Annotated in this window: 29 protein-coding genes and 1 pseudogene; 27 read left to right on the forward strand and 3 right to left on the reverse strand. The window is 37.4% G+C overall.

The window, feature by feature from the left end; all coding sequences use genetic code 11:
* Positions 1–225: 225 nt before the first annotated feature.
* The 6 genes from PCNPT3_RS04765 to PCNPT3_RS04790 all read left to right on the forward strand — a co-directional run bounded on the left by PCNPT3_RS04765 (position 226) and on the right by PCNPT3_RS04790 (position 4691).
* Positions 226–1098 carry a hypothetical protein gene (locus PCNPT3_RS04765; protein WP_015464731.1) on the forward strand — a complete coding sequence of 291 codons (873 nt, stop codon included), beginning with the start codon at positions 226–228 and terminating at the stop codon, positions 1096–1098.
* A gap of 150 nt (positions 1099–1248) precedes the next feature.
* Complete coding sequence (locus tag PCNPT3_RS04770; protein ID WP_015464732.1) at positions 1249–2109, forward strand: DUF2971 domain-containing protein; 861 nt, start codon at positions 1249–1251, stop codon at positions 2107–2109.
* 137 nt (positions 2110–2246) lie between these two features.
* Positions 2247–2822, forward strand: coding sequence for a class I SAM-dependent methyltransferase (locus PCNPT3_RS04775; RefSeq protein ID WP_015464733.1), 576 nt, complete (start codon positions 2247–2249; stop codon positions 2820–2822).
* Positions 2823–2961: 139 nt separating this feature from the next.
* On the forward strand, positions 2962–3399 hold the full coding sequence (locus PCNPT3_RS13505; RefSeq protein WP_015464734.1) for a hypothetical protein: 438 nt from the start codon (positions 2962–2964) through the stop codon (positions 3397–3399).
* A gap of 105 nt (positions 3400–3504) precedes the next feature.
* The gene (locus PCNPT3_RS04785) at positions 3505–3969 is read left to right on the forward strand and encodes a GNAT family N-acetyltransferase (RefSeq protein ID WP_015464735.1); all 465 of its coding nucleotides are present in this window, start codon (positions 3505–3507) and stop codon (positions 3967–3969) included.
* A gap of 275 nt (positions 3970–4244) precedes the next feature.
* Positions 4245–4691 carry a methyltransferase family protein gene (locus PCNPT3_RS04790; RefSeq protein WP_015464737.1) on the forward strand — a complete coding sequence of 149 codons (447 nt, stop codon included), beginning with the start codon at positions 4245–4247 and terminating at the stop codon, positions 4689–4691.
* Between the two features lie 127 nt (positions 4692–4818).
* On the opposite strand, the gene PCNPT3_RS04795 is transcribed toward PCNPT3_RS04790, so the two are convergent.
* Positions 4819–6075 (reverse strand): aromatic amino acid transporter, encoded by a 1257-nt coding sequence (locus PCNPT3_RS04795; protein ID WP_015464738.1) that lies wholly within the window; start codon positions 6073–6075, stop codon positions 4819–4821.
* Between the two features lie 4 nt (positions 6076–6079).
* Positions 6080–6343 (reverse strand): Trp family transcriptional regulator, encoded by a 264-nt coding sequence (locus tag PCNPT3_RS04800; protein WP_015464739.1) that lies wholly within the window; start codon positions 6341–6343, stop codon positions 6080–6082.
* A 420-nt stretch (positions 6344–6763) separates the two neighbouring features.
* Between PCNPT3_RS04800 and PCNPT3_RS14125 the strand changes: the two genes are divergently transcribed.
* From PCNPT3_RS14125 to PCNPT3_RS04845, 10 genes are all read left to right on the forward strand, one after another.
* Positions 6764–6910, forward strand: a complete 147-nt coding sequence (locus tag PCNPT3_RS14125) for a hypothetical protein (RefSeq protein ID WP_156801495.1) — start codon at positions 6764–6766, stop codon at positions 6908–6910.
* 270 nt (positions 6911–7180) lie between these two features.
* Entirely contained in the window at positions 7181–8011 is an 831-nt protein-coding gene (locus PCNPT3_RS04805) for an endo alpha-1,4 polygalactosaminidase (protein WP_041771412.1), read from the forward strand.
* A gap of 27 nt (positions 8012–8038) precedes the next feature.
* Positions 8039–8437 (forward strand): VOC family protein, encoded by a 399-nt coding sequence (locus tag PCNPT3_RS04810; protein WP_015464741.1) that lies wholly within the window; start codon positions 8039–8041, stop codon positions 8435–8437.
* Between the two features lie 127 nt (positions 8438–8564).
* Positions 8565–8954, forward strand: coding sequence for a VOC family protein (locus PCNPT3_RS04815; RefSeq protein ID WP_015464742.1), 390 nt, complete (start codon positions 8565–8567; stop codon positions 8952–8954).
* Between the two features lie 130 nt (positions 8955–9084).
* Positions 9085–9696, forward strand: a complete 612-nt coding sequence (locus PCNPT3_RS04820; RefSeq protein WP_015464743.1) for a LysE family translocator — start codon at positions 9085–9087, stop codon at positions 9694–9696.
* 112 nt (positions 9697–9808) lie between these two features.
* The gene (locus PCNPT3_RS04825) at positions 9809–10384 is read left to right on the forward strand and encodes a YdeI/OmpD-associated family protein (protein ID WP_015464744.1); all 576 of its coding nucleotides are present in this window, start codon (positions 9809–9811) and stop codon (positions 10382–10384) included.
* A gap of 121 nt (positions 10385–10505) precedes the next feature.
* Positions 10506–10829: a heavy metal-binding domain-containing protein gene (locus PCNPT3_RS04830; RefSeq protein ID WP_015464745.1), complete on the forward strand. Its 324-nt coding sequence runs from the start codon at positions 10506–10508 to the stop codon at positions 10827–10829.
* An 83-nt stretch (positions 10830–10912) separates the two neighbouring features.
* Positions 10913–11293 (forward strand): STAS/SEC14 domain-containing protein, encoded by a 381-nt coding sequence (locus PCNPT3_RS04835; protein ID WP_015464746.1) that lies wholly within the window; start codon positions 10913–10915, stop codon positions 11291–11293.
* 136 nt (positions 11294–11429) lie between these two features.
* On the forward strand, positions 11430–11849 hold the full coding sequence (locus PCNPT3_RS04840) for a DUF4399 domain-containing protein (RefSeq protein ID WP_015464747.1): 420 nt from the start codon (positions 11430–11432) through the stop codon (positions 11847–11849).
* A gap of 97 nt (positions 11850–11946) precedes the next feature.
* Complete coding sequence (locus PCNPT3_RS04845) at positions 11947–12912, forward strand: acyltransferase family protein (protein ID WP_015464748.1); 966 nt, start codon at positions 11947–11949, stop codon at positions 12910–12912.
* A 3-nt stretch (positions 12913–12915) separates the two neighbouring features.
* Here PCNPT3_RS04845 and PCNPT3_RS14435 read toward each other — a convergent pair.
* Positions 12916–13203 (reverse strand): annotated as a pseudogene (locus PCNPT3_RS14435) (IS110 family transposase); the annotation flags it as partial.
* 91 nt (positions 13204–13294) lie between these two features.
* Here PCNPT3_RS14435 and PCNPT3_RS14410 point away from each other — a divergent pair.
* From PCNPT3_RS14410 to PCNPT3_RS04895, 11 genes are all read left to right on the forward strand, one after another.
* Positions 13295–13465 (forward strand): putative quinol monooxygenase, encoded by a 171-nt coding sequence (locus PCNPT3_RS14410; RefSeq protein ID WP_332251545.1) that lies wholly within the window; start codon positions 13295–13297, stop codon positions 13463–13465.
* A gap of 130 nt (positions 13466–13595) precedes the next feature.
* The gene (locus tag PCNPT3_RS04850) at positions 13596–14156 is read left to right on the forward strand and encodes a dihydrofolate reductase family protein (RefSeq protein WP_015464749.1); all 561 of its coding nucleotides are present in this window, start codon (positions 13596–13598) and stop codon (positions 14154–14156) included.
* Positions 14157–14259: 103 nt separating this feature from the next.
* Positions 14260–14688, forward strand: a complete 429-nt coding sequence (locus PCNPT3_RS04855) for a hypothetical protein (protein ID WP_015464750.1) — start codon at positions 14260–14262, stop codon at positions 14686–14688.
* 312 nt (positions 14689–15000) lie between these two features.
* A complete protein-coding gene (locus PCNPT3_RS04860; protein ID WP_041771257.1) occupies positions 15001–15594 on the forward strand; it encodes a LysE family translocator in 594 nt (197 codons plus the stop codon).
* 111 nt (positions 15595–15705) lie between these two features.
* Positions 15706–16029, forward strand: coding sequence for a heavy metal-binding domain-containing protein (locus PCNPT3_RS04865; RefSeq protein ID WP_015464745.1), 324 nt, complete (start codon positions 15706–15708; stop codon positions 16027–16029).
* Positions 16030–16112: 83 nt separating this feature from the next.
* The gene (locus tag PCNPT3_RS04870; RefSeq protein ID WP_015464746.1) at positions 16113–16493 is read left to right on the forward strand and encodes an STAS/SEC14 domain-containing protein; all 381 of its coding nucleotides are present in this window, start codon (positions 16113–16115) and stop codon (positions 16491–16493) included.
* Positions 16494–17089: 596 nt separating this feature from the next.
* A complete protein-coding gene (locus PCNPT3_RS04875; protein ID WP_015464752.1) occupies positions 17090–17437 on the forward strand; it encodes a hypothetical protein in 348 nt (115 codons plus the stop codon).
* 84 nt (positions 17438–17521) lie between these two features.
* Positions 17522–17812, forward strand: a complete 291-nt coding sequence (locus PCNPT3_RS04880) for a DUF3781 domain-containing protein (RefSeq protein ID WP_015464753.1) — start codon at positions 17522–17524, stop codon at positions 17810–17812.
* A gap of 137 nt (positions 17813–17949) precedes the next feature.
* Positions 17950–18306: a hypothetical protein gene (locus tag PCNPT3_RS04885; RefSeq protein WP_015464754.1), complete on the forward strand. Its 357-nt coding sequence runs from the start codon at positions 17950–17952 to the stop codon at positions 18304–18306.
* 81 nt (positions 18307–18387) lie between these two features.
* Complete coding sequence (locus PCNPT3_RS04890; RefSeq protein ID WP_041771414.1) at positions 18388–18747, forward strand: VOC family protein; 360 nt, start codon at positions 18388–18390, stop codon at positions 18745–18747.
* A 616-nt stretch (positions 18748–19363) separates the two neighbouring features.
* Positions 19364–21130, forward strand: coding sequence for a protein adenylyltransferase SelO (locus PCNPT3_RS04895; RefSeq protein WP_015464756.1), 1767 nt, complete (start codon positions 19364–19366; stop codon positions 21128–21130).
* The last annotated feature ends 115 nt before the right edge of the window (positions 21131–21245 follow it).

Raw genomic sequence — 21245 nt, forward strand, 5'->3', positions numbered from 1 at the left:
ACAGGGGGCGAAGCCCTAACGTAAAACAATCCACCTACACGCCTCAATAAACCGATTTACCACTCAACTTAACCAATCTATTACTAAAAAGAGAATCATTTATTGAATATCAAGTATATGTAAATTACAGTAGTTTTAATTTCACTAGAGTGGACTGGGAATGAGTTATTCTACAGCCTCGTTATACAAATAGTCGTACTCTTCAGAATTAAGGATAATTAACGAATGCAACACGCTAAATGTACAAGTGATGGTAAAGTATGGGAGGCATTGCCTTTTTCTCAACTTGAACCAAGCATCTTGGATTCAAAGCGGTTGAGTTTATTATGCGCAGAGTGTGGTGAGTTCGCTTGGTTTCGAAAAGAAAGCCGTCACGGACATCCTGCTCATTTTTGTGCTAGACATGACTCTGAATGTAATTTAAAAATCGAATATATAACTTCTGATGAACATAGAGATAATGCAATTACAGAAGAGGATCAAGTTGCAGCGGGAGATACAATTATTGTCCGCTTAGATCAAGAAGAAGGTGGGAAAGTTGAAGTTAAAGATGTTTTAGCCCCTCCTAGAGAAGGATATGGAGAAGGTGGCCGTACCTTTATCATTAAAGGGAAAAATCGAGAATCTAACCAACAATTTACTTTGAGACGTATTCTCCATAGGCTTGTCCAAAGTCCTACATTTCGCAACTCAAATAGCAAAATTGTCTTTTATAAAAATGCTGAAGAAATTATGTTGAGTGGGCAAGTTTTAGATATTGTATGCGGTTTCAAAGATATAACTAAAAATCAACACGACAATAAAATCATGTTCTATTGGGGGCCCATTGCATCAGCAAAAAAATCCTCTAATGGTATAGTATGGCTTAATTCAGGAGGCCAATATAGATCTGTAAGTGTTGCTATTTTTAACGATATAGTAGAAGAGTTTCTATCTTTATTTGATGTGGATGAATTAGAGGATTTAGCTGGTGCGTATGTACTTGTCGCAGGTCGCTGTCACTTCACCGGAAATGGGGAAGGAAAGCCTGTAATTTGGTGTGGTACTTCGAAATATATATTTGTTCGTAAATATAGATCTAATAATTTTCAAGTGTAAATTTGTATAACAAGTTGATTAACTGGACAAAAAACAGTGCGCTGTTTTCGCTACGCTCAAGTCTAGCACAATATTTTTAGCCAGTTACAACGGCGTTAGACCCCAGTGTAGCATATAGTATCATTAACAATTTAAGGTCGATTACAGAGAATGAGTGAATCACTTTTTAAGTTTTTCCCATATAAGGCACATGATTTAGACGCAATTGCAAATAACTATTTGTGGTTCAGTCATTATTCTAAATTTAATGACCCATTTGAAGATGTGTTTATTAAAAATGCTTTTGATTATAAGAAACTAGAATTTAACGAAATTACGGCTATTAATTTTTATAAAGATCTACACAGGGGGCGTATTCCGCTAACACAAGTAGAACAGTCAATTCTTGAGATGAAGTTTAAAGGAACGTTTGAAGCGGAATACAATCGTTTAATTTCAGTAACCTTTTTGGGAGCAAAAAAACGATTTGAGGACTTTGTGGATAACTATAAGGCGTGTTGTTTTGCTCGAAATAATGAATATGGTGATGTATTAAAGAATCGACTTATGTGGTCACATTATGCAGACGGTTTAAGAGGGTTCTGCATTGAGTTTAATAAAAAAATGCTCATGAAAGGGATAACTGAAAATTTAGGTGAAGAAATTTTTTTTAGTGAAATGAAGTACGGGCAGTTGAAGAAATTTTCATTTGAAGAATTAGCCATCAATTCTGCTAGAAATATAAATTCAGGCACTAATGTGTTTTCTATAGGTGATATTGCGTCTTTAAAATCCGAAGAGTGGGCATATGAAAGTGAATTTAGGCTTCTGACGGAGTTATGTAGTGAAGTTAAAATTCCTATAGAGTCAATTGCATCTATTACAGTCGGGGTAAAGATGTCACACACAAAATCAACTACTTTAAAGTCAATCTTACAAGGTATCCCAAAACTAAAATGTTCATTATATGAAGCGTATATTGATAAGGATACTTTTGAAATTGAAAAAAAATATATATGTGAAATTCAATAAAAGGGTCTAACAAGACGCTTAAACGGGGGAAGATCACGTGTTTTGGCTTTGCTTAGTTTTTGCAAAAGAAAAGGCGTAAAAACTGCTTCATGCCCAAGCCGTTGTAGTGGGCGTTATATGATGAAAGGAGTTACTCATTGAGCGAATGGGATAGTGTGGCAGAAAATGTTGACTTCAATCTTGAAATATCAGCTGATCACTTTGCAAGAACTGTATCTCAAGAAGCTAAAGTTCTTGATTTTGGTTGCGGTTATGGTCGTATTGCAAATCAACTCTATCATTTAGGTTATCGTCATTTAGTTGGGGTAGACTCCTCAATAAAAATGATACATAGGGGCTTAATTGAGTTCCCACATCTAGATTTACGACATCTTTCAGGCTCGATACTGCCGTTTGCAGATAATGAGTTTGACTCAATAATAACGTGTGCTGTTTTCACATGTATCCCTAACCAAGATGTTCGCAAGAATATATTGATAGAACTTCGTCGAGTACTAAAGCCTAATGGTGTTCTTTATTTAGCTGAATTTTGTTCTGAACAAAGTATGAGATTCACCTCCAGTGCAGGAGTTCCGATGTGGCACAGTCAACAAAGGGAACTTAAGATCATACTAGACGGGTTCAATATCGAGCAGTCTCAGGTAGTTGAAAGTTCAACAATGTCAGGACATGCTAGCCATGCCAGTCACATATTTGCACGTAAAATCATATAACAAGACTCTAAATCAAAATTAACCAAGGCTGTCATGGAATTTTCTGTGCAAATCGCCGGACAGCACATGGTTCACTAATTAGAGGGGCGTTAATTTTACTCAAGGAGAGAGTTATCGAATACGCGGAGAGTTCTCAAAAATGGAAAAGTTTAGGAGAATAGTCCTATTTCTTTTACTCGGTATATTGGGTCTTATCATTAACGAAAAATGGTATCTCCCTTTTATTAATGGGTATGTTGATACGGCCCATTGCCATACTCTGCTTGGGTATTCAGGGATTTCTGTAATGTGGTATTCGATATTTGTTGGTTTGCCTCTATTCATTGCTCTTATGATCGGTATCGTCTCAGTTCCAATTGGTTATAAGGGATTTATTGAAAAACAGTTTCCGCCGAAAGGGATGAAGGTGTATAAACCCACTAAAATACTCAGGGGTTGGAAAGCTAATGTAAAGTCAATGTTACATCTACTTTTTCCTGCCTGTTTGATTCTATTTTCTGTATGGGGATATTTTCAAGTTGATAAAATGCCTCACGACGTCCCCGAAGATTTTGACTATATCGTATGTCAAAGCTAACAAGAACCTCAACCAGACTCATTTTTTAATAAAAACAAGGGCGCAAAACTTGCGCCAGCACGCCACTGGTCGGTTGGTGTTAGCTGAATACTGGGAATTTTAATCATGATCACAATTAGAAATTTCGAAACTAAGGATGTTGCTATTACATGGGATCTTAAGTTCAATACTATTAGATGCATTAATATCCGAGATCATACAGTTGATCAAACCAAAGTGTGGGCTCCTGATGATCAGGATATGAATTTATGGCAGAAACGCGTAAGTGAAATGAATCCTTTCATAGCCGAATTGAATGGTAAAGTTGTTGGGTTCGCTGACTTACAGAATGATGGGTATATTGATCACTTCTTCTGCCACTCAGAATATCAAGGTTTGGGTGTGGGTAGAGCATTGATGGAACATATTCTAGCCATTGGAAATTTAAAAGGAATTTCACGATTTTATTCTGAAGTGAGTATTACTGCCCGCTCATTCTACGAGCATCTTGGTTTCAAAGTTGTTAATGAACAGCAAGTAAAAATTAAAGATCAACAACTGACTAACTTCCTAATGGAGAAAGTCAGCTAACAAGCAATTTAAATGTAGCTAAAACAGTTGGCTCAGTTTCGCTTTGCTCTACATTTTAGCCAACAATTTTAGTCCGCTTAATGAGGGCGTTATATATCTAGATGAGTATGCAATTTGCAGAGCGATTTAAGTTTTCGAGTTGGCCTAATAAAGATATCCAAAATGTAGCGTCTGGTATTTATGCTATTTGGAATATCTGGTAGAGAAATAGAAGTTTGCTTTAATTACTCGACTACACTCTATAAGGAGATGGATCACTTTATAGGGAAATTGACATGAAAAATATATTACCGCCTATTTTATTTCTTATTTTTGTAGTTGTTATGGGGGTTATTTGCTGGATGATGGGATCACCACATAACATATCAGGTTATTATACAATGATAGGTTTGCCATTCGTTATTATTGGATTTCTTCTTACGTTGGTAGGCAAAAGTTTGTTTAAAAGATTAGGCACCAATATTATGACCTTTGACAAGCCAGATCTATTGGTCATGGAAGGTGTATTCAACTACAGCAGAAATCCTATGTATCTTGGTTTTGTTATCGCCTTGTTTGGGTTTTCCTTGCTAATGGGAGGCGCTATCTCATCCTTTTTTCTTGTTGGTTTGTTTTTTATTATTACCGATAGATGGTATATAGCGTTTGAAGAGCAAGCAATGATAAGTAAATTTGGTTTGCAATATGAAGAATATTGTCACAAAGTTAGACGGTGGATTTAAAAACGCATAACAAGCGACTAAATGCAGATCCCGCATACAGTCGCATTTTTTGCTAAGGATGCCAGCAAAAAAAAGCGCCAGCATTAACTGGCGCTTAGTGGGACGTTATACCGATTTGTTATAGTAATTATGCAAGAAGCCCAAGCATAGATAAAGTTTGGAAAACCACCACGCTAATAGCAAAGATAAGAACCACTAGCATGCGCAGATGACCACCAGAAACCGCAAAATCAGTATCCGGTAGTTTCTTACGCGCCTGGTATGCCAACGCAACAGGCGTAAATAAGGCAAATACAGCAGCAGCAAAACCAGCATAACCAATCGCATAAATAAATCCATTGGGAAATAATACGCCCCCAATCATAGGTGGTAAAAAGGTTAACAGCGCTATTTTACTACGTCCGCTCAGACTGTTATCCATTTTCAATAAATCAGTTAAAAAGTCAAACAAACCAAGTGCTACGCCTAAAAATGAAGTCGCCACAGCAAAATTGGCAAACAGTTGTAACATGACAGCAAGTGTTGGTCCTGATCCCGTTGATTCTAACGCAGAAACCAACGCCCCCATGTTTCCACCCGCAGCCATAACTGTCGCAAAACCTTCTCTGCCAATCGCAGTAAAGCTTGCCAATAACCATACAAGGTAGATAGCTATCGCGAGCAAACTTCCGTAACGAATTGAGTTAACTACTTTCTTGCTGTCTTTTCGGTAATACTTAACAAGGCTAGGAATATTCGAGTGAAAACCGAAACAGACCATTAATGCAGGAATAGCAGCCCAGCTATACTGTAAACGTTCGCTCATTTCTGCAAAGGGCTGTAACTGTGAAAAGTCAGCATTATTCAATAAACCAAACATGGCAATACAGAAGGTGATCACCATGCCGCCAAGCATTGCAGAAGTAAAACGATCGACTGCGCGCGTACTCAAACTAACAATGAGTCCCAGTAAAACAGCAAAAATAAAACTACTAGCTGACTGGCTAATACTAATACCTAATCCGGACTGCAAGCTATGCTCAAGCATCGAACCACCGCCTGATATATACGCATAAATCAGAATATAACTAACAAATAGTACCGATAAACCATTAATTAAACGTAGTGCTGGCGATAATAATGTCTTGGTCATGGTGTCGAAGTTCACACCATGTTTAAATTTTTGATTCGCTTCCAGTAAATATAACGCCGAGCTATACATGCAATACCAAGAGACAACAAGAAACAACACTGCCCAGCCAAACCACATATTAGAAGTAAGCACAGGCAATGAAAACATGCCGGCACCGATACTGGTACCGGTAATAATAAATATTCCACCTAAAGAAGATATTTCCTTATCTTGAGTAGATGTCGTTAACTCTTCAGTTAGTACCTCAGACATAAATTTATTCCTTAATTAATAATGTTTGTAATAATTTTTTTTCAGTACTGCTCATTGATTTCAAATTATTTGAGCCACGCGTAATAGTCGCAATACTTATTGAATGTGCTTTAGCTATTTCACGTTGTGATTTTTTGCCGAGTAGCAGTTCTTTATAAACCAAGATGCGCCCGTTAATTGCATTAAGTTCTTCAGCAGAAAGCAGCAAAGGAACAAGTGTTGCTAAATCTTCCGCTCCCCCCACATCATCCAATAATTTAGTGAACATTTGAATCTCCTAGACACACTTTATGTAATGGCGTAACAGTACAGCAGTACAGTTGATTAGATCAAGTGTTATTTACAAAAAATCAGCACTAGAAAGGCATAAAAGCAGGATATCCGTAAACTTTAAACTAAATCCTATCAGCCAAGTTGAACGTGCCGATGTAGTGCTTAGCTAGATTTTGAGTGTTTTTTCTACGTTAAATGCACATAATTTTATCAAAGTAGATGTTACAAGATTGGGGGGGGGCCCAATTTCACTGATTTTATGTTCTTATCTGAAAATTAAAGCTCAAGGCTAAAGACCTGACATTCGCATGTTCCGTTTGTTTTTATTGTAAATATTTGAGGGCGTCTTTCTTGTGGAAACACGGAATTTTTCCGTCTAATAATATGTTATATGTATATGGAGTTGCTTCGTTATATGAAAATCCATAAAGGTGATATTGCGATAGATATGCTAGAAGATTATATTGATCTATTTAAGGCTAAGCATTTTCATTCTTGCTTACATTTGTCTGCTGCTGCATCAGAATTACTTTCAGGGTTATGCCAAATCAATAAATTTTAAAGTGCTTAAGGAAATTTAAAATTAATGCTTAAAGACGTTTATGAGTCAGATAACAATTTTTTTATAAGTCTAAAGCCGCATTAAAAAGTTTCAATTATTCAAAGAATACTATTAAGCATATAAATGGCGAAAATGATCAATTTGCTTATATTTCAGCTGAAATGTATATTAAATAGTGTCAAAGAATGTTGCAAAAAAAATAAGGCGCAACTAATGTGCCCGTATTGCTTACTGTTTATGTGGGCGTTCGGTGCCCAAAAGGCTGGTAACATGAAAATAATTTTTATACTAATTTATATGTCATGGGTGATGGCAATCAGTGGCTGTACAAAGGACACTCGATTGGATCCTGATGTAGCAGCAATCACAGTGGGTGACTGGTATCGGCCTGCGGTACTCGTTACATGGCAATGGCAACTAACAGATCGCATTAATACTTCATATTCGGTTGAAATATATGATGTTGACCTTTTCAATACCCCTTTATCAACAGTTCAAAAACTTCAAGCATCAGGGAAAAAAGTTATATGTTATTTCTCTGCAGGTTCGTATGAAAATTTTCGTGAAGATAAAGGCCTTTTTCTCTCTGAAGGGCTAGGGAATACTCTTGACGGCTGGGAGAATGAGCGTTGGTTGGATATTCGCTTATCCAATGTCCATACTATTATGAAATTTCGTTTAGATTTAGCCAAAGAAAAAGGATGTGATGGGGTTGAACCTGACAATATGGATGGGTACACCAACAACTCAGGTTTCAATTTAACTGCCGCAGATCAGCTAGCATATAATAAATTTATTGCTAATGAGGCACATAAAAGAGAATTGTCTGTTGGTTTAAAGAACGATCTTGATCAAATTATAGAGCTTGTAGACTATTATGATTTCTCTGTAAATGAGCAATGCTTTGAATTCGAGGAGTGCTACACACTCTTGCCATTTATAAACAATGACAAGCCGGTCTTGAATGCTGAGTACTTAAAAAAATATATGGCTGATGAATTAGAGAGAAGTGCTCTATGTACTGAATCAGTGAACAATCAATTTAGTACACTAATTCTACCACTAAATTTAGATGATGAATTCAGGTTTAGTTGTCTATAAACACCTAACATTATTATGAGGTTACCAATGAAAGAAATAATTCGAATTAATCATGTTGGCTTAAGAGTAAAGAATTTAGATTGCACACGCGTGTTTTATGAAAAACTAGGTTTTGTATTTTTAGTGGGTCCAGTTGGGCCAGAGCCTGTTGCTATAATGGAACATCCTTCGGGAATAAATATAAATTTCATTCTCAATGCAAATACCGATGACGCTGAAAATATTCTCATGGATATTCCCCAAAAGTATACGGGTTATACTCATATAGCACTGCAAGTATCTGACTCAATATCCGCCGCTAATACGGTTGAAGGTTTGGGTCTGATTATTACTGAAAAAGTAGAATATGAAGGTGCAAAATTCTTTTTTATTAGAGATCCTGACGGCAATGTCATTGAGTTTCATCAGCCTGCCGTCAACGAATAAGTTGATGAACTGATGCGCTGTTTTCGTTACGATGAAGTCTAGCGTTCGGTTTTTAGCCCGTTAATAAAGCGTAATAACACTTAAATTTTTTCATCATAATTAACCTTAAAAAATAGAGTATTAATATATGTTTAGTCATGTAATGTTAGGAACTGATAATGTTGAAGAGTCAAAGAAATTTTATGACTCTATTATGAAGGTTTTAGGATATAGCGAGGGAGTAATAGATCCTAAAGGACGTTGTATGTATCGAAGTGAGTCTGCTGTGTTTTTATTAACTAAACCTATTAATGGAGAACTCGCTAGCCATGGAAACGGTATGACAATAGGGTTCTCGGCTTCAACGCCTGAGCTTGTAGATAGGTGGCATGAAACGGGCGTTAATAACGGAGGAACAACGTGTGAAGAGCCCCCTGGCATTCGAGGCTCTGGAGCAAGGAAATTATATTTAGCATATTTACGAGATCCATCCGGTAATAAAATATGTGCGACCCATATTATTATTAATGAAAGCTGATCTTGTTATAGCAAGCTGTTAAACGCAGACGTGTAAACGGTTGCCAATATTTTTGCAAAAGAGAAAGTACGCAAAAATACTAGCAACCTATACGGCGGTTAACAGGGTGTTATACCAAAAGGTGATATTAATGGAAAATTACATTTTATTTATCGCTATTGCTTCGGCAACTATTTTAAGCCCAGGGCCTGGCGTTGTTTTTACGATAACAAATTCAATCAAAGATGGATTTTTAGGGGCTATTTCGGGCGTATTGGGTGTGGCTATTGGGATGCTCTGTATCGCTGCAATATCTGCGACTAGCCTTGCCACAATCCTTTCTACTTCTGCTTTCGCTTTTACTATTTTAAAATATATCGGTTCAGCCTACCTTATCTATTTGGGTATCAAAATGTGGCGATCTTCTTCAAACTTTAGTATCAGCAATAACAACCATGCTAAAAGTAACAAGAAAAAATTTACTGAAGGATTTTTTATTACATTATTGAATCCAAAGGCTATTTTCTTTTTTATGGCGCTTTTTCCTCACTTCATAAATCCCAATGAAGCCTATATATTTCAGTTTCTCTTATTAGCGATAACATTTAGCGTGTTAGTGGTAATCATTCACTTTAGCTATTCATTTTTTGCTAAATCTGCAAGGTCTAAGTTATCAACGCCAAAAGGAAGCCGCGTATTAAGCAAAACGAGTGGTACCTTTTACATGCTTTTTGGTGCTGGACTCGCCATAGCGAATAAATAGGTACAACAAGGTAATTAAACGCAATTAACACAGTAGGTTTTGTGTCGACCCACATTTTAACCCACGGTTTGAGTGCGCTTATTGCAGCATTATACTGAAGAGAGTCTATTCTATGCATGAACCCAACCCATTTAGGATCATGAGATTTGCAACATCGAAAGATCTCAGTGAGTGGCTCAAGAATAATCACGCTACGGAAAGTGAATTATGGGTAAAAATATTCAAGAAAAAAACTGGAATTCAAAGTGTTACTTGGAATGAGATAGTAATAGAGGTTTTATGCTGGGGTTGGATTGATGGTGTAAAAAAATCAATTGATGATCAAGCCTATTTTCAGCGCATAACGCCAAGAACAGCACGAAGTAACTGGTCGAAAAGGAACACTGAACATGTAGAACGTTTGATAAGAGAAGGCCGGATGCAGGGATCTGGGTTTGTGCATGTTCGTGCAGCGAAAGCTGACGGGCGTTGGAAAAATGCTTATGTTGTAAGCGAAATGGAAGTGCCCATAGATTTCTTAGCTGCATTGGAAAATCAGCCGAAAGGAAAACAGTTTTTTGAAAAACTTAATAAATCAAGTCGTTATGTTATAGCTTACGGATTAACAAGTGCAAAAAAACCTGAAACCCGAGAAAGGCGATTTGTTAAGTACATGGCGATGCTTGTTCATGAGGAAAAGCCTAAATAAGAGGCCTTCGTTATAAGAAATGACTCAAAGGGTGCTAAACAGTTGCCTAGCTTCGTTTCTCTCAATTTTAATTAACTATTTTTCACCTGTTATCTAGGTGTTCTGCTCTCAAGGAAATTTTATGATTTATTCAACAACGGAAACCATTCCAGGAAAAGAAATCACCGAAATATTAGGTGTTGTAACGGGTAACGTAGTGCAATCGAAACATATAGGCCGTGACATTATGGCAAGTTTAAAAAGTATTATTGGTGGTGAAATCCGAGGCTATACAGAAATGTTAACCGAGGCGAGAGATATTGCTGTTCAACGTTTAATTGAAAATGCCAATCAAAAAGGTGCTGATGCTGTTGTTGGAATTCGCTTTACCACAAGTGCGATCATGGATGGCTCTTGTGAGTTAATGGTTTTCGGCACGGCTGTTAAATTAAGAACGAACGCATAACTGTTGGCGGCGTTCATTCTTTGTTAGTTTAGCCAACAATTATTCGCCACTTATGGGGCGTTATATCATTCGGAGTATTAACTATGAGTCCTATTAAACATGGATTATCTATTGGTATTGAACGAGTTGGTGAAAATTTATTTCTTTCGTTAAAAGGTGTCGGGAAGCTTACGCATGCAGACTATGAAATATTTACACCTTTGATAGATTCAGCTTTAGCTTCAGTAAAGGAGCCCAAAGTGGATGTGTTAATAGACGGTACGGAATTAGAGGGCTGGGAGTTAAGGGCTGCTTGGGATGATTTTAAGCTCGGCCTTAAACATAACAATGAGTTCAACAAGATAGCAATATACGGAAATAAAAACTGGCAAGAAATAGCAGCTAAAGTCGGTTCTTGGTTTCTGTCCGGTGAAGTTAAGTATTTTGAAAACCTAACGAATGCCACGTTGTGGTTGAAAAAATAATAAAAGTAGGACTATTAAGCATTGGCTCGGTTCCGCTTCGCTTCTTATTTTTACCAATAATTAAAAACCTCTTAATGGGGCATTAGACTTGCAATGGTCTAACATTTTTAAAAACGAGTTGTTTAGGAGAAATAATATGAAATATTTAACGCTATTAATTGGCTTGTTAACAATATCTTCTTTTTCTTATGGTGCAGGATTGCCCATATCAACATCACCTGATGGTGCAAGTGTTTATATAATATCCCCTGAAAATGGTGAAATAGTTGGTGAATTGTTGACAGTTAAATTTGGCTTGCAAGGCATGGGGATATCTCCAGCAGGTTTAGATAAAGCAAACACAGGGCATCATCATTTAATAATAGATGGCAAAAAACTTCCTGATTTTGATAAAGCTATGGGAAGTGAAGTTGTGCATTTTGGTGGAGGACAGACCCAAAAAACTATTAAACTATCAAAAGGAAAACACACATTACAGTTAATTTTAGGAAACTATTTACACGTTCCTCATAACCCTCCAGTTGTATCAGAAAAAATAACTGTTTATGTAAAATAGTATAACAAATCATTCCAGCGGACTGTGATCCGCCAGTTCGCTGAATTCAAGCGTTATGCTTTCAGTGGGCACTAATATTTATCGATGTTGAGGTTTTATGAATGAAAGAAATGAGGCATTCGATGCCCTAAAGGGGTTACTAATAGTTTTTGTTATATTAGGTCATGTACTGTTGGGGAGTATCTCAGGAAATCTAGGAAGAGAAATAATTTATTTTTTCCATATGCCATTGTTCTTGGCCGTCACTGGTTATTTCGTAAAGGATACCTTACTCAAACGGCCGTCACTTGATATTCTAAGGCAATATACACATAGAATGTTAATTCCTTTTATTGTTGCATTTATTTTCTATACTACTGTGACTGTATCTTCCTATGGGTCTGTAACTTTTGAACAGGCGATAACTAAACTTATTTACCCTTATTATCATCTTTGGTACATCCCAGCGGTTATGATTTTTATTTATTATATTAAAATATTAGAATCAATCCCCAAAATAGCTTCAATGTTAGTGTTAGCGTTTTTTTTATTTTTGGCTATATTTTTTGCGGACCATGATCAATATACCTACGATATCACTGTATATAAGTTGCTTGGCGACAAAAGATTTTATTACTTCTTTATATATTTTTATGCAGGGTATTACCTTTCATCAAGACAATTAAATATTAATAAAGATATAGCATTAGTGTCATTCGTTATCGGTTTATTGTGCTACGGATATTCTGAGAATACGTTATTAATTGGTTTAGGTAAAAGCGTTTCAAATATTAGTATGATACTATTTTTACTATCATCCATAAAATTCACTGCCTATAAAAGTAGTTTTCTCGGGGCAGTTGGAAAGGTTTCACTACCGATATACTTATGGCATGTGTACCCGCTAATGATTCTAAAAAAACTATCTATATCTACATTAGAATACTATTTACTCTCCGCTTTTATCTTTGTATCTTTTATCTGCATACTTGTAAAGCTTGAGGGTAAAAACGAATTACTCGATAAGTACCTATATGGGGCAGTTCAAAGCAGAACAACACGCCCTGAGGTAGACCACAAGTAAAAATCAGCTGTTTATTGCAAATTTTAACAGAGGTGAACCTCTTCTTTTTAACGCGTCTAAATATTTAGATCCGTCATATGGCGTGTTGGTTTTCCTTTGTTTTTTTGCTGTGCATAATATGCCTTTTCCCCAAAGGAATAACGGATTGAAAATCCGGCGCATTCAACAAAAGTTTGTCTTAAAAATATCGGGTAACTATATCTCCAAGGCATCCTCATTTATTACCACTACGCTCAATAACGGGGAGGGAATTTCTACGTATATTTTCAGTTCAGAGGCATCATAGTAACGTCATTACAATGGAATCTTTATCTGAACAATTTATTGCTTTATAGCAGAGCGTATGTAAGAACCTTCACTATACTTTGGTATTAGTTATGATCTGTATATAGATAATGAGAAGGACTCAATTTTCATCTTTCACGAAAATTGGAGATCAGAACAAGATCTAAATACTAATTTAGAGTCTTCACATATTAAAGAGTGTTTTGGCGTTATTGGCGAGAGGTTAGATTCTGTCGAAATATCAAAGATCACTAAAGTCAGTGTTTAAAAATAACTAACCAGAACTTTAAACGGAAAAATACAACAGGCTGTTTTCACATTTTTTCAACATTTAGCCTCTATATTTTGCTGCTTAAATAGGCGTTATAAGTGTTCTCAAACATAGTTTAAAGGCAGACATGAAATGTTCAGTATTCATAGCAACGAGTGCAGATGGTTATATCGCCACACTGGATGGTGGCGTGGACTGGTTGCATACAGCAGGAAACCTAGATGCGGATATAAGCAACGATGATATGGGGTTTCATGATTTTATGGGATCGGTTGACTGTATGATCATGGGCCGTAAATGCATGGAGATGATTTCCCAGATGAATTTAACCCCAGAGCAATGGCCGTATGGGAAAATGCCAATTTATGTTCTTAGCAAGACACTTAAAGACGCGCCGTATAACCTCCAAGGTAAAGTTGAGATGTACTCGGGTGAGATTAAACTGCTCATTAGAACGTTTGAAGAAAAAGGATATAAGAGTGCATATATTGATGGTGGCTTTACCATTACATCATTCTTAAATCATGGTCTCATTAATGAAATTATACTTACTAAAATACCTGTCTTATTAGGTGAAGGAACACCGCTTTTTGGTAATGTAAACAAAAAATTAAAATTAGAAAAGACTGAAGTAAAGTCGTTTAAAAATGACTTCTACCAAGTAAAATATGGCGTAAATTACTTATAATAAGGCGCAGCAAACCGTCTGGTGCTGATCTGCACATTTAAAAAGGATACGAAGATTGAAACTTATACCGATACTATTTTGTATTCTATTTTCAGGGAATTTAATGGCAGAAGGCAGGTTCTTAAATTATCAAGATGCACACCCGCAGGCGCTCATAAGTATTGAGAAGGCTTCTCTTCAAACAATCAACGACTTTAAAGAATATGGAATTAAAGAGTTTGGATATGATGAGGCGTCAATAAAAATATTGAGCGACATTATAACCACAGAGAGAACTCACTATTCTGAAAATGCAAAAAAAATACTGCCAAACATTTGGGGGGCCTATTTAGGAAATACCATCATCAAAAATTTTGGCGGAAAGTGGGTGAAATATGACAATCAGTACGTCGTAATAGTGGGAGTGGAAAAACCACATATATGTTTTCCTATTCAGAAGGTGCATAAGCATATATTAAATGGAAAGATCGATTCGATATATGCTTTTTATCTCTCTACCAGAAAGATAAACGAAGAGTTAAGTACTGAGTAATACCAAAGGAATTAATTTAGCTTCCATGTATTGCGCAGAAAAAATTAACACTAGCAAGGCGTGAGTTGCAGGAGATAGTTGTTCTCACTTCAAAACTCACAACGCAGCTAGAGATAATTTCAACAAGCAAGACGGGTAACCTTTTTAGTTCCTTCGGTATAAGATGGTGTATAACAAGCTCATGAAGTCAGGTTCGTAACGCGGTCTCATTCATTGCAAAAACAAAAGACGCAATAAATTTATCACCGTTTATGGGGGCGTTAGGCATTCATCATATACATCGGTATTTGGTGTTTCTCATTAAGGAACAAGATGTCTCTATTAATCGCAATGGTATCGTTCTCGTTGGCAATGTCAATTTCACCTGGACCAGTAAACATGGTGATTGTTTCTTCGGGTGCAAGTTACGGTATTCGCAAAACGTTTTCTTTCGTTTCGGGTGCTACGATTGGTTTTACATTATTACTGCTATTTATTGGTTTAGGTTTTTATAAGGTTATTGATCTGTATCCATCTATTCTCAAATATTTAGCGATAGCAGGCTCTATATTCATTATGTATATGGGTTATTTTCTTGCTTCATCAAAACCCGAACTAGATATAAAAAAAGAGAAACAGCCCACTTTTATTCAAGGTTTTCTATTACAGTGGTTAAACCCTAAAGCATGGATTGCATGTGTTGCAGGTGTTTCATTGTTTTCAGTACCTAATGATAACGGAGTGTTTTTAACCTTTTCATTTATCTATTTTGTCGTTTGCTATTTCTCATTATTGGCTTGGTCTGTATTAGGAAGCAAGGTGACAATATTTTTAAATAGTGAATTTAGATTAAAGGCATTCAATATTTTAATGGGGGGGTTATTAATGGTAACCGCCTGTTTTTTGCTTTATTCACAGTTTATATAATTAACAAAAAGCTCAATAGAATGGCTTTGTTGTCGTATTTTTGCATCAAAGCCGTAAAAATTACGCCAGTAAGCCAGCGCTAGATTGGCGTTATGCTCTCAAGGAAATTTTATGATTTATTCAACAACGGAAACCATTCCAGGAAAAGAAATCACCGAAATATTAGGTGTTGTAACGGGTAACGTAGTGCAATCGAAACATATAGGCCGTGACATTATGGCAAGTTTAAAAAGTATTATTGGTGGTGAAATCCGAGGCTATACAGAAATGTTAACCGAGGCGAGAGATATTGCTGTTCAACGTTTAATTGAAAATGCCAATCAAAAAGGTGCTGATGCTGTTGTTGGAATTCGCTTTACCACAAGTGCGATCATGGATGGCTCTTGTGAGTTAATGGTTTTCGGCACGGCTGTTAAATTAAGAACGAACGCATAACTGTTGGCGGCGTTCATTCTTTGTTAGTTTAGCCAACAATTATTCGCCACTTATGGGGCGTTATATCATTCGGAGTATTAACTATGAGTCCTATTAAACATGGATTATCTATTGGTATTGAACGAGTTGGTGAAAATTTATTTCTTTCGTTAAAAGGTGTCGGGAAGCTTACGCATGCAGACTATGAAATATTTACACCTTTGATAGATTCAGCTTTAGCTTCAGTAAAGGAGCCCAAAGTGGATGTGTTAATAGACGGTACGGAATTAGAGGGCTGGGAGTTAAGGGCTGCTTGGGATGATTTTAAGCTCGGCCTTAAACATAACAATGAGTTCAACAAGATAGCAATATACGGAAATAAAAACTGGCAAGAAATAGCAGCTAAAGTCGGTTCTTGGTTTCTGTCCGGTGAAGTTAAGTATTTTGAAAACCTAACGAATGCAACGTTGTGGTTGAAAAAATAATATAACCATAATTTTAGATGGGAAAAATACAGTTGTCGCGTTTTTTGAAAAAGGAGAACTTCTACAGCTTCGTGATAGGGTTGTTGAAAAGTCGCTCTGTTGTATATGTAGGTATTTATACTTAATAAAAGTGGTTCTAGCACTATTTGACTCTAAAAATGGTCATCAAAAAAATCGATGACCTTTAATTAGTTAATTAACTGAAGAAGTACTTGTGATTTTTTTCGCAGCCTTTGCTGCTTTCTTTTCTTTTGGTGTTAAAAGTGCTTTCTTTTTAGTATTTTTTTTACTGTCTTGGCCTTTACTCATGATACTTTCCTTTTTGAGATAAACTATTAAGCCTAAGTCAGTTTGAGCCAACCTAAGAACTGGGCTTACGCAGTGACGTTGTGGGTCAAAGTGTAACAATATCAGTATGACTCGAAGAATGAGCAATTGATAGGAATAGCTAACATTAACCGATTATTATTTTTGGTTGCTGTATATTATTAGCGCATATTATGTATCGCTCTATAACAATGCACTTAAACCGTGGGTTACGGTTCGTTTGTTTGCTATTTTAGCCCACTAGTGTGAGTGTTTTTTGGGGATAGTCCGTGATCGAAGCTTTTATCGTATTTATTCTGATTTACGTCGTTTTTTCTTTGTTCGCGTGGATCAATGCAAAAAGAAGACGTGCTCTTTATTGGAGTGATATTTGTCCGCCTGTTGTTTTACCTCTCTTTTGGGTTGCGGTTACAGCGACAGGATATGGGCATCAAAGTTTAAGCCATATTATTGAAGTTCCAATTGTTCTTATCGTGAGTCTTTTACTTTTAAATATTCGCGTTTTTGTCATTGATCGCTATAAGAAAAATTACAAAGTTAATTCATATATCATGCTTGGCTTTGGCTTTATAGTGGTTTTATTGTTACGTTCTTTTATGCCATATTTGGCAGAGTGATCGCAATATAACAAGCTCATGAAGTCAGGTGCGCAACAACTTTTGGCATTCGCCACGGGTTAGGTGGAAGTTAGGCGTTTTATAATGAATGAAGCTTTGAAAGTATCAATAACTAAAGGTTTTAAAAATACTCTTTTAGGATTTGTGAGAATAAGAAAAAACCTAGACGTCACTCATTTTTCAGATATTGAAACGGAGGCGTTTATAGAAGAAATTCTGTTATCAACGCCACTTGAAGATATAGAAACGAAGGGTAAAAATCATTATTTTAGATGTGTTGAGAAAAATGCAATTTTAACGGTTAACGCTCATCGTTTGACTATCATCACAGCAAAGACAATTAACAATAGTTTACGGACAAAAAAGGTGACTTAAACGGACGATGAACAGTTGCCTAGCACTTGTTTATCATGCCTTTTAGCCAACAATTTCGCGCAGCTTAATAAGACAAATTTAATCTTGATCTGATTTGGCTATTTACGCTGTTAGCATTAAAAACGGAGGTCATAATTATGTACTTAGGAAAGATCCCGAATATCACACAAGATGATCCTGACGTTATCGCTAAATTACAAACATTTATAGAGTCGTGCGTTGATGAATTTAGCGCCGGCTTGATTGGTGATTTGTCGCATATAAACTTGGGGGCTGAGTGTTCTGCGGGTATTAATGTTGAAGGCCTACATAAAATTACCGAGGGAGAGTATCAACTTAATTATTCTTATACCTGGTTTATTTATAATGGCTGTGCAGACATGGATGAGTCGGATAGTGTAGAAGGTGCTACTGTTATTTACATGAGTGATGACGGGGACATTGACATTAAACTTCTTGAAGTTGAAGCGCGAAATACAATCGATGAATTTTAGTGCTGAAAAACAATAGGCTCCACTCTCTAATCTAACCTGATTTGGATAATGCGCTGTTATGCGCTACGGAGAATATCGATGATGACTCAGCATGAAAAATTAAATTATGTAGAATTTCCCGCTAAAGATATTGTGGCGACAAAGCTATTCTTTCAAAAAGCATTTGCTTGGACATTTGAAGATTTTGGCCCCGATTATACTGCCTTTACGGATCAAGGTCTTGATGGTGGATTTTACAAATCCGATCTAATATCAGCACAAAATAAGGGTTCTGCTCTCCTTATTTTACTGAGTAACAACCTTAAAGAAACACAAGTAAATGTTGAGTTGGCGGGTGGTAAAATAACACAGTCTATATTTTCATTTCCGGGCGGTAGTCGTTTTCACTTTACAGAGCCAAGTGGTAACGAATTCGCTGTCTGGTGCAAAATCAAGGCATAGCAAGTCGCTCGAGATCATTCATACTACCCATCTGTTTTACAGGTGCATGCAATAAAAAGTTGCTTCATTTTTGTTTGGTGCTGCAATTACTTCGTAATAAATGCTTAACGCGCCAGCTTAGGTAACTTAAATTAATGTTTGATGTCAGCTATAAGAACGAGCGTTTTCCCCTCCAAAATCAGCAGGCCCGATTGTACTTGACTTATAGGCTTGAAATTGAAAAACAGTTATTATACATTGATGTTTTATAATAATATCTAACAACGCCGAAGCGCTCCTTTTTAGTTACCATTTTGGGGCGAACTCGAATAGTGTTTCGGTGGTGTAACTAATGAAAATAGCGTAACCATTAACAATGCTTACGTCTTGAACAGTTATCTTCGTGAGTGCAGGATAATACTAAAATAACTAAAAAAGTGATCAGTATTACTTGTTAAAATTATCCCTCCCTGCGTTGTAAATTTTGAAGTGAGAACAACTCTCTCCGGCAACGTACGCCTGATGAGTGCTGATTTTCCTGCGTAATACAGGGAAGCTTAATTAATTTCATTGCTATAAATAACAGTGTCCGATCCGCGTATTAAAATTTATATTTACGAACCTTGGTATAAAAACTATGACAAACCGACAGCATCAGAAAACCTCTTCGACGATATCAACGCTCAAAGATCTTGCGAAATTTGTAAACTATTCCCTAATGGAATCGCTCCACAGTGATCCTGACGCGACAATCGACGGTGAAGATCGCGCGCCACGACAAGTTTTCTCTGGCCATTATGTCCCTGTCAAACCTACTCCAATTACAGATCCTGAGTATGTTGTGCACAGTAAAACCTTTTTTGCAGAGCTTGGCTTCACTGACAGTTTGGCTACGTCCTCGGACTTCGTTCGTATGTTCTCTGGCGATCTATCTCAGGTTCCTGAGTCGATGCGTAAGATTGGTTGGGCAACGGGGTATGCTCTTTCAATCTACGGCACTGAATACATTCAGCAGTGTCCATTTAAAACCGGCAACGGGTATGGAGATGGTCGTGCAATTTCTGTGCTTGAGGCTGTTATTAACGGCCAACGTTGGGAAATGCAACTAAAAGGCGCGGGTCGCACGCCATATTGTCGTGGCGCCGACGGTCGCGCTGTCTTGAGGTCGAGTATTCGCGAGTTCTTAGCGCAAGAGCACATGCACGCATTGGGCGTGCCGACATCACGATCTTTAAGTTTGTACGTTTCAAAAACGGAAAAGGTAAATCGACCGTGGTATTCGGATGGCTCGCACTCGGAGGATCCTGACATGCTTATCTCTGAAGCCGTCGCTATCTCGACACGTGTCGCTCCGTCGTTCATTCGTGTCGGTCAGCTCGAACTTTTTGCTCGCCGGGCGCGTAGAAATGAACACCCGAAAGCGATGCAAGAACTCGAAATGATAGTGTTGCACTTGATTGATCGTGAGTACGCTGACGTTATCGATAGGCAGTTAACTACGCCAGAAAAAGTGCTAATGCTAGCGCGCGAGTTTCGTTCCCGCCTCACATCACTTATTGCTAACTGGATCCGTGTCGGTTTCTGTCAGGGTAATTTCAACAGTGATAATTGCGCAGTGGGTGGCTTTACACTTGATTATGGCCCCTTTGGCTTTTGTGATGTGTTTAATGCGCATTATCAGCCTTGGACAGGTGGTGGTTATCACTTCTCGTTCATGAACCAACCAAGCGCCGCACAAAAAAACTTTGACATGTTTTGCTCAGCGTTACGACCGTTGTTGGTATCATATCAAAACGATTTACAAGAACTCGACGAGATCCAAAGAGCGTTTTCGAGCGTCATGCAAACAAAAATGCACACGATGTGGGCAGCAAAGCTGGGTTTGAGCTCGCTACAAACTGCGTCTCATAAGGCACTTTGTAACGAATTACGTATTGAGCTAGAAACGCTCATGATGCAAACACCGATTGATTACACTATTTTCTTTCGCGAGCTCTCATCGATACCCCGCGACATTGGTCCACTCAAAAAAAGCTTCTACAATAACGCTGCGCAGGGTGCAGATGCAAAAGAGAGGGACAAGCGCTGGGAAGAGTGGCTAGAAAAATGGAAGATGCTCATTAACAGTTGCTATGATGCGAATGTTACATCAGCCCAATCCATGGATGAAATTTCGATTGCGATGAAGCTCGTCAACCCAAAATACATTTTGCGAGAGTGGTTTTTGGTGCCGGCTTATCAGCAAGCAACTGCTGGCGATCACGCTCTCATTCGAGAGCTACAAGAGGTGATGACACAACCCTATGCCGAGCAGTCAAAGGATGTGGAAGATAAATTTTATAGGTTGAAACCACTTGAGTTCTTTGACGTGGGGGGATTATCGCATCTCAGTTGCTCATCGTGATCTTTTTAGGCGCGTTACTTGGTGCGCCTTAGCGCTGACTCGTTCACTGTAAACGGAGCAATCTGCTAATATCCATATTAACAATGATTGTTTTAGTTTGCTTGAGCGAGGCGTT

Origin of the sequence: Psychromonas sp. CNPT3, from assembly GCF_000153405.2 — a bacterium.
Classification (GTDB): domain Bacteria; phylum Pseudomonadota; class Gammaproteobacteria; order Enterobacterales; family Psychromonadaceae; genus Psychromonas.

Coding starts and splice junctions, on each gene's coding strand:
- PCNPT3_RS04765 (WP_015464731.1), top strand. CDS start 226: ATGCAACACGCTAAATGTACAAGTGATGGTAAAGTATGGGAGGCATTG.
- PCNPT3_RS04770 (WP_015464732.1), top strand. CDS start 1,249: ATGAGTGAATCACTTTTTAAGTTTTTCCCATATAAGGCACATGATTTA.
- PCNPT3_RS13505 (WP_015464734.1), top strand. CDS start 2,962: ATGGAAAAGTTTAGGAGAATAGTCCTATTTCTTTTACTCGGTATATTG.
- PCNPT3_RS04785 (WP_015464735.1), top strand. CDS start 3,505: ATGATCACAATTAGAAATTTCGAAACTAAGGATGTTGCTATTACATGG.
- PCNPT3_RS04790 (WP_015464737.1), top strand. CDS start 4,245: ATGAAAAATATATTACCGCCTATTTTATTTCTTATTTTTGTAGTTGTT.
- PCNPT3_RS04795 (WP_015464738.1), bottom strand. CDS start 6,075: ATGTCTGAGGTACTAACTGAAGAGTTAACGACATCTACTCAAGATAAG.
- PCNPT3_RS04800 (WP_015464739.1), bottom strand. CDS start 6,343: ATGTTCACTAAATTATTGGATGATGTGGGGGGAGCGGAAGATTTAGCA.
- PCNPT3_RS14125 (WP_156801495.1), top strand. CDS start 6,764: ATGAAAATCCATAAAGGTGATATTGCGATAGATATGCTAGAAGATTAT.
- PCNPT3_RS04805 (WP_041771412.1), top strand. CDS start 7,181: ATGAAAATAATTTTTATACTAATTTATATGTCATGGGTGATGGCAATC.
- PCNPT3_RS04810 (WP_015464741.1), top strand. CDS start 8,039: ATGAAAGAAATAATTCGAATTAATCATGTTGGCTTAAGAGTAAAGAAT.
- PCNPT3_RS04815 (WP_015464742.1), top strand. CDS start 8,565: ATGTTTAGTCATGTAATGTTAGGAACTGATAATGTTGAAGAGTCAAAG.
- PCNPT3_RS04820 (WP_015464743.1), top strand. CDS start 9,085: ATGGAAAATTACATTTTATTTATCGCTATTGCTTCGGCAACTATTTTA.
- PCNPT3_RS04825 (WP_015464744.1), top strand. CDS start 9,809: ATGCATGAACCCAACCCATTTAGGATCATGAGATTTGCAACATCGAAA.
- PCNPT3_RS04830 (WP_015464745.1), top strand. CDS start 10,506: ATGATTTATTCAACAACGGAAACCATTCCAGGAAAAGAAATCACCGAA.
- PCNPT3_RS04835 (WP_015464746.1), top strand. CDS start 10,913: ATGAGTCCTATTAAACATGGATTATCTATTGGTATTGAACGAGTTGGT.
- PCNPT3_RS04840 (WP_015464747.1), top strand. CDS start 11,430: ATGAAATATTTAACGCTATTAATTGGCTTGTTAACAATATCTTCTTTT.
- PCNPT3_RS04845 (WP_015464748.1), top strand. CDS start 11,947: ATGAATGAAAGAAATGAGGCATTCGATGCCCTAAAGGGGTTACTAATA.
- PCNPT3_RS04850 (WP_015464749.1), top strand. CDS start 13,596: ATGAAATGTTCAGTATTCATAGCAACGAGTGCAGATGGTTATATCGCC.
- PCNPT3_RS04855 (WP_015464750.1), top strand. CDS start 14,260: ATGGCAGAAGGCAGGTTCTTAAATTATCAAGATGCACACCCGCAGGCG.
- PCNPT3_RS04860 (WP_041771257.1), top strand. CDS start 15,001: ATGTCTCTATTAATCGCAATGGTATCGTTCTCGTTGGCAATGTCAATT.
- PCNPT3_RS04865 (WP_015464745.1), top strand. CDS start 15,706: ATGATTTATTCAACAACGGAAACCATTCCAGGAAAAGAAATCACCGAA.
- PCNPT3_RS04870 (WP_015464746.1), top strand. CDS start 16,113: ATGAGTCCTATTAAACATGGATTATCTATTGGTATTGAACGAGTTGGT.
- PCNPT3_RS04880 (WP_015464753.1), top strand. CDS start 17,522: ATGAATGAAGCTTTGAAAGTATCAATAACTAAAGGTTTTAAAAATACT.
- PCNPT3_RS04885 (WP_015464754.1), top strand. CDS start 17,950: ATGTACTTAGGAAAGATCCCGAATATCACACAAGATGATCCTGACGTT.
- PCNPT3_RS04890 (WP_041771414.1), top strand. CDS start 18,388: ATGACTCAGCATGAAAAATTAAATTATGTAGAATTTCCCGCTAAAGAT.
- PCNPT3_RS04895 (WP_015464756.1), top strand. CDS start 19,364: ATGACAAACCGACAGCATCAGAAAACCTCTTCGACGATATCAACGCTC.